This window comes from Caulobacter mirabilis (assembly GCF_002749615.1).
In the GTDB taxonomy this organism is placed as follows: Bacteria; Pseudomonadota; Alphaproteobacteria; order Caulobacterales; family Caulobacteraceae; genus Caulobacter; species Caulobacter mirabilis.
Genome location: NZ_CP024201.1, coordinates 2,603,718 through 2,618,691, shown reverse-complemented (window position 1 = coordinate 2,618,691; position 14,974 = coordinate 2,603,718). Strand labels below are relative to the sequence as shown.

Genomic DNA, 14,974 nt, shown 5'->3' with positions numbered 1-14,974 from the left:
TTTGCGATCGGCTTGCTGCTCGCCGGTTGCGTCTCGCTGGGCGAAATCGACCAGATCAGCGATGCGTTCGGCGTCTCGCCCAACCGAAAGCGGTTTGAGGTCTCCGATCCGAGGCAGGCGGCCGACTTCCTTAGCACTGACGCACCGGACGTCTTCGGGGCTCCGCCGCCGGCGCCGAGGGCGCTGGTCGACGTCCTGGCGCGCGTCTCCGACCGGCTCCAAGCGGCGACGGGGCGGGAGATCGCCGTCGAGGTCTGGGACTGTGACGCGCTTTCGGCGTTCGCGACCCCGGCCGGCCGCGTGGTCGTCTGTCGCTCGTTGCTGACCGAGCTGCAGTACGAAGACGAGTTGGCCTTCGTCATCGCGCATGAAGCCGCCCACCTCCATCTGTCGCATGTTTCCCTGCTGGCGAGGCTCGAAACTCGACAGCAACGAGAGTGGATCCGGGATTTCGAAGGCAGCACGGTGCTACGCAACCTGACGATCGCGGGAACCTTCGCTATTCTTTTCAAGTCGGCCGACGCTTTGAGCGACGAGATCGAAGAGCGCGTCGGCGTCAGCAAGGAGGAGGACAGCAACAACGACATCGACAGTGTCGTCATCGGCCTGACATTGGTCGGGTCGGTCCTGTTCGGAGACCATATCCGGGAGGGGCTCATGGGCCTCCTGGACGAGCGCCGCCGTCATGTCCGGCGAATGGATTCGGACGCGGCGCGAAAACGCAGCCCGGAAGAGGAGCTGGCAGCGGACGCCTATGCGCTGTCGGCGCTGCGGCGGGCAGGGTATGCGCCGGACGCCGGCGGATATCTGTTGTCGCGGCTGACCGGCGGAGCGGGCGGGCGGATCGCGGCGGGGAAATCCAGGACTTGGGACCATTTCTCTCTGACCTATGAGCATCCGGGCGCCGACGAGCGGGTGCGTCGACTGGTGGTGAGCGCCGTCGCCGTCGATCCGGCGCCGTTCGATCCCTGCGCGGGGAGGCGCGAGGCGGATCGAGCGCCCTGCGAGGCCTGGATCGCCGCCTCGAATCGCGCCGACCGGTCGGTGGGCAGACTCCTGGCCGCGGCCGAGGCCGTCGCCGACCAGGGCGCCTCGAACGTCGAGCGAGAGTGTCGCCAGGCCCATGCCGAGCTCTCGGCGGCCGCGAAGGCGCTGGGATCGGACCGCGCCCTCGCGGCGACCGCGGCGACGTTCTCGCTGCTTTGTCCAGGATGGGACTGGGCCGCGCTCGCGCTCGCGCCGGCGCAAGGCGAGGCGAGCGGAGGCTACTACTATCTGCGCCAACTCGGGGCGGTGCTGTGGCTGAAAGGGCGTCCCGGGGAGGCCTACGACGTGACCTTCGTCACGGCCGACATCGCGGGGTCGAATGCGCTGGCGTTCGGCGATTTCGTCGACTGGACCGGTCAGGTGGGGCTTCCGGAGGCGGCCGACGAGGCGCGGGCCCGTTGCCGTACGGTGGCGGACGATGTCTGGACCGCGGACAAGGGGCGCTTCTGTGATCTTTTGCGGCGCGCACCAGGCGCGCGCGTCGACATCAGGCGAGCGTCGGGCCTGCCGCTGGACGCCAAGATCGGCCTGTTGCCGATGGTAAAGGGGATGCCCGAAGCGTTCGCGATGCTGGATGAGGACAGGAAGCTGACATTAGCCCGCGTGCTCTTGTCCCAATCGTCGCGTCCCGGGCTCAGGGTCGAGAGCCGGAACAAGGTCTGTCTCCATCCGAAACGATACGCGCTTCACCCGGAGCCACGCAGTCTGGCCTGGTTCAACCCGGATACGAACTGCTTGGCCCTTCCCGCGGGCTCCCCGTCGCCCTGACGGGTTCTAGAATCCTTGACAATCCACCCCCCGCATGCGCCCTAACGCGCCTCCCGGAATCCGGCTTCGCGCCGCCAGAAGACGACTGAAATCATGCACGCCTATCGCACTCATACCTGTGGTCAGCTCCGGGGTTCGGACACCGGCGCCAATGTCCGCCTGTCCGGCTGGATCCACCGCAAGCGCGACCACGGCGGCCTGGTCTTCGTCGACCTGCGCGACCACTACGGCCTGACCCAGCTGGTGGTGTCGCCCTCGACGCCCGGTTTCGACCTGGTCGAGCGCGTCCGCACCGAGAGCGTGATCCGCGTCGACGGCGAAGTCGTCGCCCGCTCGGCCGACACCGTGAACGCAAACCTGCCGACCGGCGAGATCGAGATCCGCGTGAAGTCGGTCGAGGTGCTGTCGGAAGCCGCCGAACTGCCGCTGCCGGTGTTCGGCGAGCCGGACTACCCCGAGGAGATCCGCCTCAAGCACCGCTACCTCGACCTGCGCCGCGAGACCCTGCACCGCAACATCGTGCTGCGCAGCAAGGTCATCCACTCGATCCGCCACCGCATGGTCGAGCAGGGCTTCCTCGAGTACCAGACCCCGATCCTGACGGCCTCGTCGCCGGAAGGCGCGCGCGACTTCCTGGTGCCCTCGCGCCTGCATCCGTCGAAGTTCTACGCCCTGCCGCAGGCGCCGCAGCAGTTCAAGCAGCTGCTGATGGTCTCGGGCTTCGACCGCTACTTCCAGATCGCGCCCTGCTTCCGCGACGAGGACCTGCGCGCCGACCGTTCCCTGGAATTCTACCAGCTCGACGTCGAGATGAGCTTCGTCACCCAGGACGACGTGTTCGCGGCCATCGAGCCGGTGATGCACGGCGTCTTCGTGGAGTTCGCGAACGGCAAGCCGGTCTCGCCGATCGACCAGACCCACAGCTTCACCAACGACTTCGGCCAGGTCTCCGAGCACAGGGGCTTCGAGCGCCTGACCTACGAACAGTCGATGAGCTGGTACGGCAGCGACAAGCCCGACCTGCGCAATCCGATCAAGATGCAGGTGGTGTCGGACCATTTCCGTGACGGCGGCTTCGGCCTGTTCGCCAAGATCCTGGGCGCGGACGAAAAGAACGCCGTCTGGGCGATCCCGGCGCCGACCGGCGGCAGCCGCGCCTTCTGCGATCGCATGAACAGCTGGGCGCAGGGCGAGGGCCAGCCGGGCCTGGGCTACATCTTCTGGTCGGACGATCAGGGCGCCTGGGGCGGGCCGATCGCCAAGAACCTGGGTCAGGAGCCGACCGAGGCCCTGATGACTTCGCTGGGCCTGGGCAAGGGCGACGCCGCCTTCTTCGTGGCCGGCGATCCCAAGGCCTTCGCCAAGTTCGCTGGCCTGGCCCGCACCCGCGTGGGGACGGAGCTGAAGCTGGTCGACGAGGACCAGTTCAAGTTCTGCTGGATCGTCGACTTCCCGATGTTCGAGTGGAACGAGGACGAGAAGAAGGTCGACTTCAGCCACAACCCGTTCTCGATGCCGCAGGGCGGCCTGGAGGCCCTGGAGACCCAGGACCCGCTGTCGATCCGCGCCTATCAGTACGACATCGTCTGCAACGGCTACGAGCTGTGCTCGGGCGCGATCCGGAACCACAAGGCCGAGATCATGCTCAAGGCCTTCGACGTCGCCGGCTACGGCGCGGACGTGGTCGAGAGCCAGTTCGGCGGCATGCTGAACGCCTTCCGCTACGGCGCGCCGCCGCACGGCGGCCTGGCCCCGGGCATCGACCGTATCGTCATGCTGCTGGCCGGCGAGACGGCGATCCGCGAGGTCATCGCCTTCCCGCTGAACCAGCAGGGCCAGGACCTGCTGATGAACGCGCCGTCCGAGGTCGAGGAGCGTCAGCTCAAGGAACTGCACATCCGCCTGGCGCCGCCGATCAAGTGATCGGCGGCGGAGGTCGTCGCGCCGGCTAGCGGGGCGGCCTCGGCGGTTCCGGCGGCCTGATCGGTTCCGGAGGACGGGGCGGTGCAGGCGGCCGCAGCGCTTCCGGCGGCCGGGGCGAGCGGATGATGACGATGTTGCGGCCGCCGCGGCAGGCCCGCAGCTTGAGGTTGGGCGCCGGCAGCCGGGTCCGGTCGTCGCCGCAGGCCGATTCCAGCTGATCCTGGCGCAGGCCGTGGACCCCCGACAGGTTGGTGCCGGACAGGTTCGCCCCGTCCATGCTGGCGCCGCGCAGGTCGGCGCCCACCAGGCTGGCCCCGACCAGGTTGGCGCCGTCCAGGTCGGCGCCGCGGAACGTGGCCCGATCGAGACGTGCGTTGGTCATCGCCGCGCCGGTCAGCTCGGCGTTGCTGAAATTGGTCTCGCGGGCGTCGACATCCACCAGGCGCGATCCCGGCAGCTCGGCGCCGGTGAAGTTTGAGCTCACCATGCTGGCGCCGACGAGGTTGGCGCTCGGCAGCTCGGCGCCGCGGGCGGTGACGTTGTTGAGGACAGCCTTGGCGAAGTTGACGCCGGGGGCCTCGACGCCGTCGAGGGAGGCGTTCTGCAGGTTCGCGCCGGCGAAGTTGCTGGCCGCGATCTCGGCGCCGCGCAGGTCGGCGTTCATGAGCTTGGAGCCGGCGAAATTGGACCCCAGGAAGGTGGCCCCGCGCAGGTCGGCGTTGACCAGGGAGGCGCCGGCGAAGTTGGCGCCGGCGAAGCGGGCGTTCTGGAGCCTACGGCCCGACAGGTCGCACTTGGGGCAGTTGCCGCCGAACGACACCATCCGCGCCACGTCCTTGTCGTCCACCATCGCGTAAGCCGGCGCGGCCAGGGGCAGGCTCGTCAGGACAAGGGCGGAAAGGACGGCGGCGACGCGGGTCATCTACAGACTGAGTGCTCCGGACCAGGCGGTGTTGATACTCTACGGTTTCGCCCAGGAGCAGGTGGAAAACCACTTAAATCGCAGTAATGACTTGGGTTTAACGACACGCCGGTATGCGAAGTCCTCGCGGAAGCAAAGTGGCCTGATCGCCGCAGGCCTGGTTCAGCTGGGCCTGGGACAGGCCCGTGGCGCGGTCCATCTCGGCGCCGCTGAAGTTGGCGCCGTGCAGGTTGGCGCCCTGGAAGCGCGCGCCTTCGAGATAGGTCCCCACGAAGGTGGCGTTGGTCAGGTCGGCGCCGGCGAAGTTCGCTCCGCCGAAGACGCCGCCGTAGGCGTTGACGTCGCGCAGGTCGGCGCCGGCGAAGCTGGCGCGGTTCATGACCGTCAGGCTCAGGTCGGCCTGGCGCAGGCGCGCGCGGGACAGGTTGAGGCCGCCCAACTCGCGGCTCGACAGATCGGCCTGGAAAAGGTTGCAGCCGGCGCAGCTGGCGCCGCGGCGAACCTGAATGATCTGCCCGGCGTTCTGGGCCAGGGCCGGCGTGGCGGCGGCGAGGGCGGCGGCGATCAAGCCGACGAAGGCGAGCTGTCTCATGGCGGCACGGTTCCCGTTCCGGAGTCGTCGTAGCCTATGCCCCAGCAAGCTTAAGGCCAGATTGCCCGCTATTGCGTGTCATCCCGGCCGGTGCGGAGCGAAGAGCCAGGACCCAGGGGTCGAATGTCGCGTTCCTGGGGCCCGGATCGTCTTTCGGACGTCCGGGATGACCCGGAGATGAGGCGCTACCCCTCGTTCGCCGAGCCGCAGGCGCCGCAGACGCCGCCGATCACCGCCAGGTCGCCACAGGCGGGGCAGACCCCGGCGGCGCGCTGCAGCAACTGATCGGAAACCTCGGCCTTGCGGCCGCCGAACGGCAGAAACACCAGGTTGTCCGGCGTGGCTCCGCGCGCGAAGCCCTTGGAGATGTAGCGCGACATCGGCTGCGGCTCGCCGACGATGGGCATGGCCGGGCCGCCGTCCTCGTCCGCCGCGCCCCGGCCCAGGCCGTCGGCGTTCAACTGGCCCGGATCGGCGTTGGCCAGGTCGCCCCGGCCCAGATAGCTGACGCCCAGCTCCCGGAAGACATAGTCGAGGATGGAGGTCGCCGATTTCACCGAGTCGTTGCCGGTGACCGGGCCGGCCGGTTCGAACCGGGTGAAGACGAAGGCGTCGACGAACTCCTCCAGCGGCACGCCGTATTGGAGGCCGATCGAGATCGACACCGCGAAGTTGTTCATCAGGCTGCGGAAGGCGGCGCCTTCCTTGTGCATGTCGATGAAGATCTCGCCCAGCTCGCCGTCGTCATACTCGCCGGTGTGCAGATAGACCTTGTGGCCGCCGACGCTGGCCTTCTGGATGTAGCCCTTGCGCCGGTCGGGCAGTTTGCGGCGGCTGCGCTCGCGCTCGACGATCTTCTCGACTACGCGCTCGGTCACCGCGACCGGTTCCGGCCTGGCCGGACGCGGGGCTTCGGGCTCAGGCAGATCGAGCACAAAGCCGGCCGGAGCCGCGTCCCGAACGATGCGGAAGGCGCCGACGCCGGCCTTGGCCGCCTGGTCCTGGACGGCCAGGGCCTGGGCCGGGGTCGAGCGGAAGGGCAGGCGCGCCAGGCTGACGGCCGGCAGAGTGCAGACGGTCTCGACGGCGGCGGCCATGGCCAGCCGATCGGCGAGGTTGGCGTCCTCGAACACCGCCTGGCGGGCCTCGTCCAGGAAGGGCGCGTCGACCAGGGTGCCGGCGCCCAGGGCGTGCAGCTCGGCCGCCGCCACGTCGGCCTTGGCGAAGCCGGCCAGGGCCAGGGTGTCGAACGCCGGATCGGTTTCGGCCTCGGCGGGCGCGCCCAGGACGTCGGCGACGAAGCCGACGCCGATGACGCCGGGCGCGAAGGCCTGCGACAGGGTGCGGACCAGCGGCAGCTGCTGCTCTGCGGCGGCGATCTCGTACTCGGTGAAGCCCAGGGCCTGGAGTTCGGCGTGGCCGATCCCCGGCGCCTCGGCCAGGGTGCCTGCGCCCAGGGCGTGGACGCGGGCGGCGTCGCGGTCGGCGTCCAGGAAGTCCAGGGCCCGCAACGCCGGTTCGGACAGCACCCGCACCACCTCGCCGTCGGCCGTCTCGGCCAGGACCACCTGGGCCGGGACCGGCGCGACACCGAGGCTGACGCCGCCCAGCTTGAGCGACAGATCGGCATCTTCCAGCGGGGCCAGGGCGAGCGCCGGCAGGTCCGGCGTCTCGGCGTTGACCGCGGCGATCGTCTCGGCGGCGGCGCGCCATAGGATCAGCGCTGCGTCCTGGCCGTCCGCGCGGCCGTAGGCCAAGCCGCGGGCCATCAGGGTCTCGGAGACCCCCGCCAGGGTCAGGATGGGCAGGGCGTCGGTTCCAGCGGCCTCCACCCGAAGGGCTGCGCCGACGACCCGGGCGGCGTCGGCGACGGCCTCGAGGTCGCCTGCGAGCGCGAAGACGTCGATTGCGGCGCGCGGGCCCGTGGCGGCGCGGGCCAGGTTGTCGGCGGCCGTCTCCGCGAGGACGATGGTCAGGCCGCCGTTCGAACGCCAGGCGGCGGTGGCGGCCTCCTCGCCGAGAGCGGCGGACGAGGCGAGGGCCAGCAGGGGCGGGACGGACGGCGGCTCCAGCCAGGCGCCTTCGGGCGCTTCGCCCGTGAGGCCCAGGGCGATGGCGTCGGCGATGGCCGCGTCGTCGGCCCCCGCCGCGCGGGCGGCGACGGCGGCGCGCGCCAGGGCGGGGTTTCCCGATGGGTCGCAGCAGGCGGCGGGATCACCCTCGCAGCGTCGCACCGCGTCGGCCACGGCGTGCAGCCGTTCAGCCGCAAAGGCGGCGGCGCGGACGGCCAGGGCGCGGCCCTCGGTCTCGGCGATCAGCCGGCGGGCGGCGTGGGTGAAGGCGGGGGAGCCGACCTCGGGGATCGCGCCCGGAGCGTAGCCGACCTGGCCCCGGCCGATCGCCGCGACCCCGGCGGCGAGCAGGGCGGTCAGCTCGGCCTGGAAGGCGGAGGCGTCGGTCTTGCGGTCGAAGAGCTTCAGCGCGTCGGCGCGGGCGGCGACGGCGCGGGCGTAGCGGTCGGGGCCGCCGGCCAGCAGACCCGCTTCGGCGTCGTCGCCTTCGGCCGGCAGGGTCTCGGCCCAGTCGAGCCAGGCCTCGACCCGGGCGCTGGTCCAGCCCCGGGGGGCGAGCACGCCGTGCAGGATGTCGCCGGTTTCGACCGTGCGCAGATCGAGTTCCGGGGGCGTTCCCTTCGCCAGCCGCCTCGCAAAACGCATTGACCCGACTCTCCCGCGCACCGTTAGGCGAAGGCTAGAGGGGCGCTCGGCGTCGGGCAATAGATATGGCGTGTCGGAGCGCCTTGATCCACAAGATGTTGCGGCGCGGCGCGCTGGACGCGAGCAGGGGCGCGGGCTATGTTCGCGCCGCTCACTCAGCCCAGAAATTCAGCGGATTAGCGCGTGCTCAAAGCAATCTTCACCTGGTGGAACGGCGCCACGATCGGCCAGAAGTTCCACATCGGCCGCCGCGGCGTTCTCGTCGGCCAGGACGAGCAGGGGAACCGCTACTACGAGGCCCGCGACGACAAGGACAGCTACGACAAGGGTCGCAAGCGTCGCTGGGTGATCTACAACGGTTACGCCGAGGCCTCGAAGGTGCCGCCGGATTGGCACGGTTGGCTGCGCTACACCTTCGACGAGCCGCCGACCACCGCGCCGTTGCCGCGCCGCGCCTGGGAGAAGGAACACCGTCCGAACCTGACCGGCACCGTCCATGCCTGGCGCCCGAAGGGTTCGATCTCCGGCGAAGGTCAGCGGGACAAGGCGACCGGCGACTACCAGGCCTGGTCTCCGGCGGACTAGCCCGACCATGCGGCTGAGGCTCACCCTGCTGGCCGGACTCGCGGTCGCGAGCGCCGCGGGCCTGGTCCAGGCCCGCCAGCAGACGCCCGCGCCCAAGCCCGCGACGCCGACCGCGCAACCCGCGCCGGCGCCGGCCGCGCCGCTTCCGGCGGAACCCGAGGAGGCGCCTCCGGGGCCGATCAGCGCCGCGCCGAAGCCGCCTCCGCCGCCGGAGGAGACCGCGCGCGAGAAGCCGGCCGTGACCGAGAAGCCCAAGACCCAGGCCGTCGAGAAGCCGGCCGAACCGTTGCGTCGCACCCGCGGCGGCGCGGCGATCATCCAGGCCCTGGACAAGGTCACCGCCGAGACCCTGCGCTTCGAGGCGCCGATCGGCCAGGCCGTCCGCTACAAGTCTCTGGTGATCACCGTGCGCGCCTGCGAGACCACGGCCTCGGATGAGGACGCTCAGGACTCGGCCGCCTACATGACCATCGACTCCCAGCCCAAGCCGCCGACCGGCCGCGCGCCGCCGCCGCCGCGTCAGGTGTTCCGGGGCTGGATGTACGCCTCGTCTCCGGGACTGAACCCCCTGGAGCACCCGGTCTATGACGCCTGGCTGATCGCCTGCAGGGCTTCAGGACCCGCGCCCGCGAAGCGGTAGAAGTCGCCCTCGACGTCGAGGGCCTCGTCCAGCAGACGCCGATAGGCCGCCCGCGGGATCTCGCGCGCGCCGAACTGCGCCAGGTGCGTGGTCATGAACTGGGCGTCGAGCAGCAGGTAGCCGCCGGCGCGGAGGCGCGCGACCAGATGCACCAGCGCCACCTTGCTGGCGTCGCGCTCGCGGCTGAACATGCTCTCGCCGAAGAAGGCGCCGCCGAGCGACACCCCGTACAGTCCGCCGACGAGCCGGCCCTCGCGCCGGACCTCGACGCTGTGCGCGCGGCCGGAGCGGTGCAGGGCCTCGTAGAGGTGCTGGATGGGAAAGTTGATCCAGGTGTCGGGGCGGTCGGCGGTCGCCTCGGCGCAGGCCTCGACCACGGCGGAGAAGTCCTGGTCGACGGTGATCTGGAACCGGTCCGACCGGACCGTGCGGGCCAGCCTGGAGGGAATATGGAAGCCCTCCAGCGGCAGCACGCCGCGCCGCTGGGGATCGATCAGGAAGACCCGGTCGTCGTCCCGCGCGTCCGCCATGGGAAAGACTCCCCGGCGATAGCAGGCGATCAGTTCCTCGAGGTCGAAGACGTCGTGGGCCATCGGGCGATGCTAGCAGAGCGGCCCGGGGACACGCATCCTACGGAAGCATGTCCCAGGCAGGCTCGGGGACGTGATTGCGAAGCGTTCGTGTCCCCGGTCGAGAGGAGGTCCGAGTAGGCGGGGACACGCACCCTGCGGGAGCATGTCCCCGGCAGGCCTACCCCTGCGCCTTGATCCACTTCTCGAGCCAGTGGATGTTGTAGTCGCCGGCCCGGATGTCGTCCTGCTGCAGCAGGTCCTGGAACAGCGGGATGGTCGTCTCCACGCCGCTGACCACCATCTCGCCCAGGCAGCGCTGGGTGCGGGCGATGCATTCGGCGCGGTCGCGGCCATGGACGATCAGCTTCCCGATCAGGCTGTCGTAGTAGGGCGGGATCGAATAGCCGTCGTAGAGCGCGCTATCGAGGCGCACGCCCAGGCCGCCCGGGGCGTGGAAGCCGGTGATCGTGCCGGGCGACGGCGCGAACGTGCGGGCGTTCTCGGCGTTGATCCGGCACTCGATGGCGTGCCCCTCGAACACCACGTCCTTCTGGGTGAAGCTGAGCGGCAGGCCGGCGGCGATGCGGATCTGTTCGCGCACCAGGTCGATGCCGGTGATGGCTTCGGTGACCGGATGCTCGACCTGCAGGCGGGTGTTCATCTCGATGAAGAAGAACTCGCCGTTCTCCCACAGGAACTCGATGGTCCCGACGCCCAGGTAGCCGATGGCGCGGATGGCCTCGACCACGACCTCGCCGATCTTGGCCCGGCCCGCGGCGTCCAGCGCCGGGGAGGGGGCCTCCTCGAGGATCTTCTGGTGACGGCGCTGCAGGGAACAGTCGCGTTCGCCCAGATGCACCACGTTGCCGTGGCTGTCGGCCACGACCTGCAGCTCGATGTGGCGCGGCCTCTGGAGGTAGCGCTCCATGTAGACCGTGTCGTCGCCGAAGGCGGCGCGGGCTTCGGCCCGGGCGGTTGAGACGGCCTCGGCCAGGTCCTCGCGGGTCTGGGCCACCTTCATGCCGCGGCCGCCGCCGCCGGCGGCCGCCTTGATCAGCACCGGGAAGCCGATGCGGTCGGCGGCCTCGAAGGCCTCCTCCTCGGTCGTGACGCCGCCGTCCGAGCCGGGAACGACCGGGATGCCGGCGTCCTTCACGGCCTGTTTGGCGGTGATCTTGTCGCCCATCATCCGGATATGCTCCGGCTTGGGCCCGATGAAGGTGTAGCCGTGGGCGTTCACGATCTCGGCGAAGCGGGCGTTTTCGGAGAGGAAGCCGTAGCCGGGGTGGATCGCCTGGGCGCCGGTGATCTCCGCCGCGGCGATGATCGAGGGGATGTTGAGGTAGCTCTTGGCGGCCGGGGCCGGGCCGATGCAGACGCTTTCGTCCGCCAGGCGCACCCACATGCCGTTGGCGTCCGCCTCGGAATGGACCGCCACGGTGGCGATGCCCATCTCCTTGCAGGCGCGGTGGACCCGGAGGGCGATTTCCCCCCGGTTGGCGATCAGGATCTTGTCGAACACGGCCCGGGCCTACTCGATGATGACCAGCGGCTCGCCGAATTCGACGGGCTGGGCGTCCGAAATCAGGATCTCGACGATCTTGCCGGCGCGCGGCGACGGGATCGGGTTCATCGTCTTCATGGCTTCGACGATCAGCAGGGTCTGGCCCTGCGTGACCGTGTCGCCGACCTTGATGAACGGGTTCGCGCCCGGCTGCGGCTGCAGGTAGACGGTGCCGACCATCGGCGACTTGACCTCGTCGCCGGCGGCGCGGGCCGGGGCGGCGGGGGCCGCGGGCGCTGCCGCCGGGGCGGGCGCGGCGGCGACCGGCGCCGGGACGGCGGCCACGGGCGCGGCGATCACGGCGGCCGGGGCGGCCACGGTCAGTTCGCGGGCGACGCGAATCTTCAGGCCCCCGCTCTCGACCTCGATCTCGGTCAGGCCGGTGTCTTTCAGGATGTCGGCCAGCTTGCGCACCACCTTGGTGTCGATGGGCTGTACGTCGCCGGAATCGGGAGCGGCCTTGGACGTGGTCATGCAGAATCTACCTTGGGTTCGATCAGGCCGAGGCGCCGGAGGCGCCGATCAGGCCGGCGGCGGCTTCCACCGCCAGTTCATAGCTTGCGGCCCCGAAGCCGGAGACGACTCCCGTGGCGGCCAGTGAAACATACGTCTCCCGGCGAAACGATTCTCGCGCCGCCGGGTTCGACAGGTGACATTCGACGATCGGTATAGCGAGAGTCTTCAGCGCGTCGAGCAGGGCCACGGAGGTGTGACCATAGCCCGCGGGATTGATGACCAACGCGGAGGCCTCCGTCCGGGCCGCCTGGACCCAGTCGATCAGCTGTCCCTCGTGGTTCGATTGCCGGAAGACGACGGAAAGACCCAGCGCCTGCGCCCGGGCCTCGCAACGGGCCTGGACGTCGGCCAGGGTCTCGTATCCGTAGATCTCCGGCTCCCGGGTCCCCAGCAGATTGAGGTTGGGCCCGTTCAGCACATGGATCGGTTTGACCATTCGCCCCGCCGTCGTTTCGGCCGCCCTTGTAACTTCGCTCGCGCGGGGTCACAAGCGCGGCTGAAATGCGCATCTACATCAATGGCGAGGAACGGAGCGTCGAAGGCGTCTCCAACGTGGCCGATCTGGTCGTCCATCTGGGGCTTGAGACCCGCAAGGTCGGGGTCGAGCGGAACCTGGAGGTCGTGCCGCGATCGCTGCACGCCGCCACGCCCGTGATCGAGGGCGATCGTTTCGAGATCGTTACCTTCATCGGCGGCGGCTAGACCGCGCGGCGACGGGCCCGCTGCAGGCGGCCGATGACGTCGGCCGCGACGACGCCGGTGCGCCAGGCGGTTTCCCGGTCGGCGGCCTCGCCGCTGGCGGCGATGTTGGCGTCGACGTCGTTGATCGCCCAGGACCAGCGGTCCGCCGCGCGCTGCACGACCACCGCATACCCGTTGTGCTGTTCGGTGTGACTCATCCACGCCTCCACGAACCGGCTAGACTGAGCCGCGCCGAGGCAGCGGTGAGGGAGGCGATGTGGAGAAACGGTGCAGACGTTGCGGCGCCGTCCGCCGCGCCGAGACGACCGTTCACCGCCATTCGCCGTCAACAGTCTGGAAGACGCGGCCCGGTGTGGAACAATGGTCGCTGAATCGGCGTCCCTCTGAGGTCTTCCATGCGTCTCCGTCACCCTTTGATCCTGGCCGCCCTGATCGGAGCGGGCGCGTGGCTGACAGGGACGGCCGTACGGGCTGACGGCGACTACACGGTCACCATCGCGGGCCAGACGCGAGGCGCCATGACGGTGCGCAGCGACGGGGCGGGCGTTCGGGAGATCGCCTACAGCTACGTCGATCGTGGGCGCGGGCCCGAGACCAGGACGCGTCTGCGCACCGGCGCGGACGGCCTGCCGGTCGAACTGGGCGTGACCGGCCTCGGCTACTTCAAGACGCCGGTGGACGAGCGGGCGACGTCCAAGGACGGCGCCGTGACCTGGACCAGCGCCGCCGACGAGGGGACCGGGAACGCCGGCGCCTACTACCTGCCGTACGAGTTCAACGCCGAGATCAGCGCTTCGCTGGCCCGGGCTCTGCTGGCGGCGCCGTCTCGAACGCTGGCGCTGCTGCCCGGCGGCCGCGCCCGGATCGAGAGCGGCGGGGAGCGTACGGTCCAGACGGCGTCCGGTCCGGCGACAGCGACCCTCTATCTCGTCGACGGGCTCGGCTTCTCGGCCAGCCCCATCTGGCTGGACGCGAAGGGCGAGCTGCTGTTCGAGGGCGGCAGCTGGGTCGCCGTGGCGCGCACGGACCTGGCGGCCGAGGCGGCGCCGGCGCTGCTCTCGGCCCAGGACGCGGTCCTGCGTGAGCGCGCCGTCGCCGCTGCGCGGTCGCTGGGGCGGCGGCCGGCCGGTTCGGTCGCCTTCCAGGACGTGACCCTCTACGACGCGGTCAAGGGCGTCTTCCGGTCCGGAATGACGGTCGTGGTCGAGGGCGGCCGGATCCGCGCGGTCGGCCCGGCGTCCAGCACGCCGGCCCCGAGGGACGCCGAGCGCATCGACGGCCGCGGCCGGACCCTGGTCCCGGGACTGTTCGACATGCACGTCCACATCGCCCAGGACAGCGACGGCCTGATCGACATCGCCTCGGGCGTGACCAGCGTTCGCGACCTGGCCAACGATCCCGACGACCTGGGCCGGCGGAAGGCGGCCTTCGACAGGGGCGAGCTGGTCGGGCCACGCATCTTCATGGCCGGGATCATCGACGGCGTCGGCCCGCTGGCCGGGCCCACCAAGGCGCTGGTCGACACGCCCGAGAACGCCCGCGCGACGGTCGCCGACTGGGCCCGCCGCGGCTATCCGCAGGTGAAGCTCTACAGCTCCCTGAAGCCGGAGCTGGTCCCGGTGCTGATCGAGGAGGCGCACCGGCGCGGCCTGCGGGTCAGCGGCCACGTCCCGGCGGGGATGACCATGGAGCAGGCCGTCCGAGCCGGCTACGACGAGGTCCAGCACGCCAATTTCTGGATGCTGAACTTCATGGGGCCGGAGGTGGCCGCCAAGACCAACAGCCCGGTGCGGTTCACCGCCGTGGGCGAGAAGGGCGCGGGCCTGGACCTGGCTTCGCCGGAGGTGAAGGCCTTCGTCGAGCTGCTGGCGACCCGCCGGATCGTCGTCGACCCGACCATGGGCGCCATGGAGGACGTCCTGACCGGCCGGCCGCGCCGGATCGCGCCCAGCCTCGCGGCCGTCGCCGACCGCCTGCCGTCGACCGTGCGCCGCGGCGCCGCTGCGCCCGGCTTCGCCAAGACCGACGCCGAGCGGGCCCGCTACGGCCAGTCCTACGGCCGCCTGTTGGAGATGCTGAAGCTGCTCCACGACCGGGGCGTGCCGGTCGTCGCCGGCACCGACAGCGGCGCGGCGAGCCTGGCTCTGTTCCATGAGCTGGAGCTCTACGTCCAGGCCGGCCTGACCCCGGCGCAGGCGCTGCGGACCGCGACGCTGGGCGCGGCCCAGGTCGCGGGCGCCGCCGACCGTCTTGGGTCGATCGAGGTCGGCAAGGCGGCGGACCTGCTGCTGGTCGAGGGCGATCCGGAGCGCGACATCGGCGATCTGCGCAAGGGCGTGCTGGTCATGAAGGACGGGGTGATCTTCGAGCCGGACGCGCTCTACCGCGCGGTGGGGATCGCGCCCTCGAAGCGCTGAGAGGGGAGA

14 protein-coding genes are annotated in these 14,974 nt (G+C 70.5%); 6 read left to right on the top strand and 8 right to left on the bottom strand.

What is annotated here, in order from left to right:
• Positions 1 to 12: 12 nt before the first annotated feature.
• Both CSW64_RS12700 and aspS read left to right on the top strand, forming a co-directional pair.
• Positions 13 to 1,815 (top strand): M48 family metalloprotease, encoded by a 1,803-nt coding sequence (locus tag CSW64_RS12700; protein ID WP_172448537.1) that lies wholly within the window; start codon positions 13 to 15, stop codon positions 1,813 to 1,815.
• A gap of 93 nt (positions 1,816 to 1,908) precedes the next feature.
• Positions 1,909 to 3,738: an aspartate--tRNA ligase gene (aspS, locus tag CSW64_RS12695; RefSeq protein WP_099622462.1), complete on the top strand. Its 1,830-nt coding sequence runs from the start codon at positions 1,909 to 1,911 to the stop codon at positions 3,736 to 3,738.
• Between the two features lie 25 nt (positions 3,739 to 3,763).
• On the opposite strand, the gene CSW64_RS12690 is transcribed toward aspS, so the two are convergent.
• The 3 genes from CSW64_RS12690 to CSW64_RS21825 all read right to left on the bottom strand — a co-directional run bounded on the left by CSW64_RS12690 (position 3,764) and on the right by CSW64_RS21825 (position 7,969).
• Positions 3,764 to 4,660 carry a pentapeptide repeat-containing protein gene (locus CSW64_RS12690; protein WP_099622461.1) on the bottom strand — a complete coding sequence of 299 codons (897 nt, stop codon included), beginning with the start codon at positions 4,658 to 4,660 and terminating at the stop codon, positions 3,764 to 3,766.
• A 97-nt stretch (positions 4,661 to 4,757) separates the two neighbouring features.
• Positions 4,758 to 5,252, bottom strand: a complete 495-nt coding sequence (locus CSW64_RS12685) for a pentapeptide repeat-containing protein (RefSeq protein WP_099622460.1) — start codon at positions 5,250 to 5,252, stop codon at positions 4,758 to 4,760.
• A gap of 185 nt (positions 5,253 to 5,437) precedes the next feature.
• Positions 5,438 to 7,969: a TSCPD domain-containing protein gene (locus CSW64_RS21825; protein WP_150131400.1), complete on the bottom strand. Its 2,532-nt coding sequence runs from the start codon at positions 7,967 to 7,969 to the stop codon at positions 5,438 to 5,440.
• Positions 7,970 to 8,152: 183 nt separating this feature from the next.
• On the opposite strand from CSW64_RS21825, the gene CSW64_RS12675 reads away from it, so the two are divergent.
• Together CSW64_RS12675 and CSW64_RS12670 are read left to right on the top strand one after the other, a co-directional pair.
• Positions 8,153 to 8,554 (top strand): NADH:ubiquinone oxidoreductase subunit NDUFA12, encoded by a 402-nt coding sequence (locus CSW64_RS12675; RefSeq protein WP_099622459.1) that lies wholly within the window; start codon positions 8,153 to 8,155, stop codon positions 8,552 to 8,554.
• A gap of 7 nt (positions 8,555 to 8,561) precedes the next feature.
• On the top strand, positions 8,562 to 9,194 hold the full coding sequence (locus tag CSW64_RS12670) for a DUF2155 domain-containing protein (protein ID WP_099622458.1): 633 nt from the start codon (positions 8,562 to 8,564) through the stop codon (positions 9,192 to 9,194).
• Here the strand turns inward: CSW64_RS12670 and aat are convergent.
• From aat to aroQ, 4 genes are all read right to left on the bottom strand, one after another.
• Entirely contained in the window at positions 9,137 to 9,787 is a 651-nt protein-coding gene (gene aat / locus CSW64_RS12665; RefSeq protein ID WP_099622457.1) for a leucyl/phenylalanyl-tRNA--protein transferase, read from the bottom strand. The two genes, CSW64_RS12670 and aat, sit on opposite strands and share 58 nt — an antisense overlap.
• A 157-nt stretch (positions 9,788 to 9,944) precedes the next feature.
• A complete protein-coding gene (accC, locus tag CSW64_RS12660) occupies positions 9,945 to 11,288 on the bottom strand; it encodes an acetyl-CoA carboxylase biotin carboxylase subunit (RefSeq protein ID WP_099622456.1) in 1,344 nt (447 codons plus the stop codon).
• Between the two features lie 9 nt (positions 11,289 to 11,297).
• Positions 11,298 to 11,804, bottom strand: a complete 507-nt coding sequence (gene accB / locus CSW64_RS12655; RefSeq protein WP_099622455.1) for an acetyl-CoA carboxylase biotin carboxyl carrier protein — start codon at positions 11,802 to 11,804, stop codon at positions 11,298 to 11,300.
• Between the two features lie 22 nt (positions 11,805 to 11,826).
• Positions 11,827 to 12,282: a type II 3-dehydroquinate dehydratase gene (aroQ, locus tag CSW64_RS12650; RefSeq protein ID WP_099622454.1), complete on the bottom strand. Its 456-nt coding sequence runs from the start codon at positions 12,280 to 12,282 to the stop codon at positions 11,827 to 11,829.
• Positions 12,283 to 12,347: 65 nt separating this feature from the next.
• Here aroQ and thiS point away from each other — a divergent pair, with 65 nt between their 5' ends.
• On the top strand, positions 12,348 to 12,548 hold the full coding sequence (gene thiS, locus CSW64_RS12645) for a sulfur carrier protein ThiS (RefSeq protein ID WP_099622453.1): 201 nt from the start codon (positions 12,348 to 12,350) through the stop codon (positions 12,546 to 12,548).
• Here thiS and CSW64_RS12640 read toward each other — a convergent pair.
• Positions 12,545 to 12,745, bottom strand: coding sequence for a hypothetical protein (locus CSW64_RS12640; protein ID WP_099622452.1), 201 nt, complete (start codon positions 12,743 to 12,745; stop codon positions 12,545 to 12,547). The genes thiS and CSW64_RS12640 overlap by 4 nt on opposite strands.
• A gap of 198 nt (positions 12,746 to 12,943) precedes the next feature.
• Between CSW64_RS12640 and CSW64_RS12635 the strand changes: the two genes are divergently transcribed.
• Complete coding sequence (locus CSW64_RS12635; RefSeq protein ID WP_150131399.1) at positions 12,944 to 14,965, top strand: amidohydrolase family protein; 2,022 nt, start codon at positions 12,944 to 12,946, stop codon at positions 14,963 to 14,965.
• The last annotated feature ends 9 nt before the right edge of the window (positions 14,966 to 14,974 follow it).

What these genes read in the sequence shown, in the direction of transcription:
- CSW64_RS12640 (WP_099622452.1), bottom strand. Translation starts at nt 12,745, where the DNA reads ATGAGTCACACCGAACAGCACAACGGGTATGCGGTGGTCGTGCAGCGC.
- thiS (WP_099622453.1), top strand. Translation starts at nt 12,348, where the DNA reads ATGCGCATCTACATCAATGGCGAGGAACGGAGCGTCGAAGGCGTCTCC.
- aroQ (WP_099622454.1), bottom strand. Translation starts at nt 12,282, where the DNA reads ATGGTCAAACCGATCCATGTGCTGAACGGGCCCAACCTCAATCTGCTG.
- aat (WP_099622457.1), bottom strand. Translation starts at nt 9,787, where the DNA reads ATGGCCCACGACGTCTTCGACCTCGAGGAACTGATCGCCTGCTATCGC.
- CSW64_RS12635 (WP_150131399.1), top strand. Translation starts at nt 12,944, where the DNA reads ATGCGTCTCCGTCACCCTTTGATCCTGGCCGCCCTGATCGGAGCGGGC.
- CSW64_RS12690 (WP_099622461.1), bottom strand. Translation starts at nt 4,660, where the DNA reads ATGACCCGCGTCGCCGCCGTCCTTTCCGCCCTTGTCCTGACGAGCCTG.
- aspS (WP_099622462.1), top strand. Translation starts at nt 1,909, where the DNA reads ATGCACGCCTATCGCACTCATACCTGTGGTCAGCTCCGGGGTTCGGAC.
- CSW64_RS12670 (WP_099622458.1), top strand. Translation starts at nt 8,562, where the DNA reads ATGCGGCTGAGGCTCACCCTGCTGGCCGGACTCGCGGTCGCGAGCGCC.
- CSW64_RS21825 (WP_150131400.1), bottom strand. Translation starts at nt 7,969, where the DNA reads ATGCGTTTTGCGAGGCGGCTGGCGAAGGGAACGCCCCCGGAACTCGAT.
- CSW64_RS12685 (WP_099622460.1), bottom strand. Translation starts at nt 5,252, where the DNA reads ATGAGACAGCTCGCCTTCGTCGGCTTGATCGCCGCCGCCCTCGCCGCC.
- accB (WP_099622455.1), bottom strand. Translation starts at nt 11,804, where the DNA reads ATGACCACGTCCAAGGCCGCTCCCGATTCCGGCGACGTACAGCCCATC.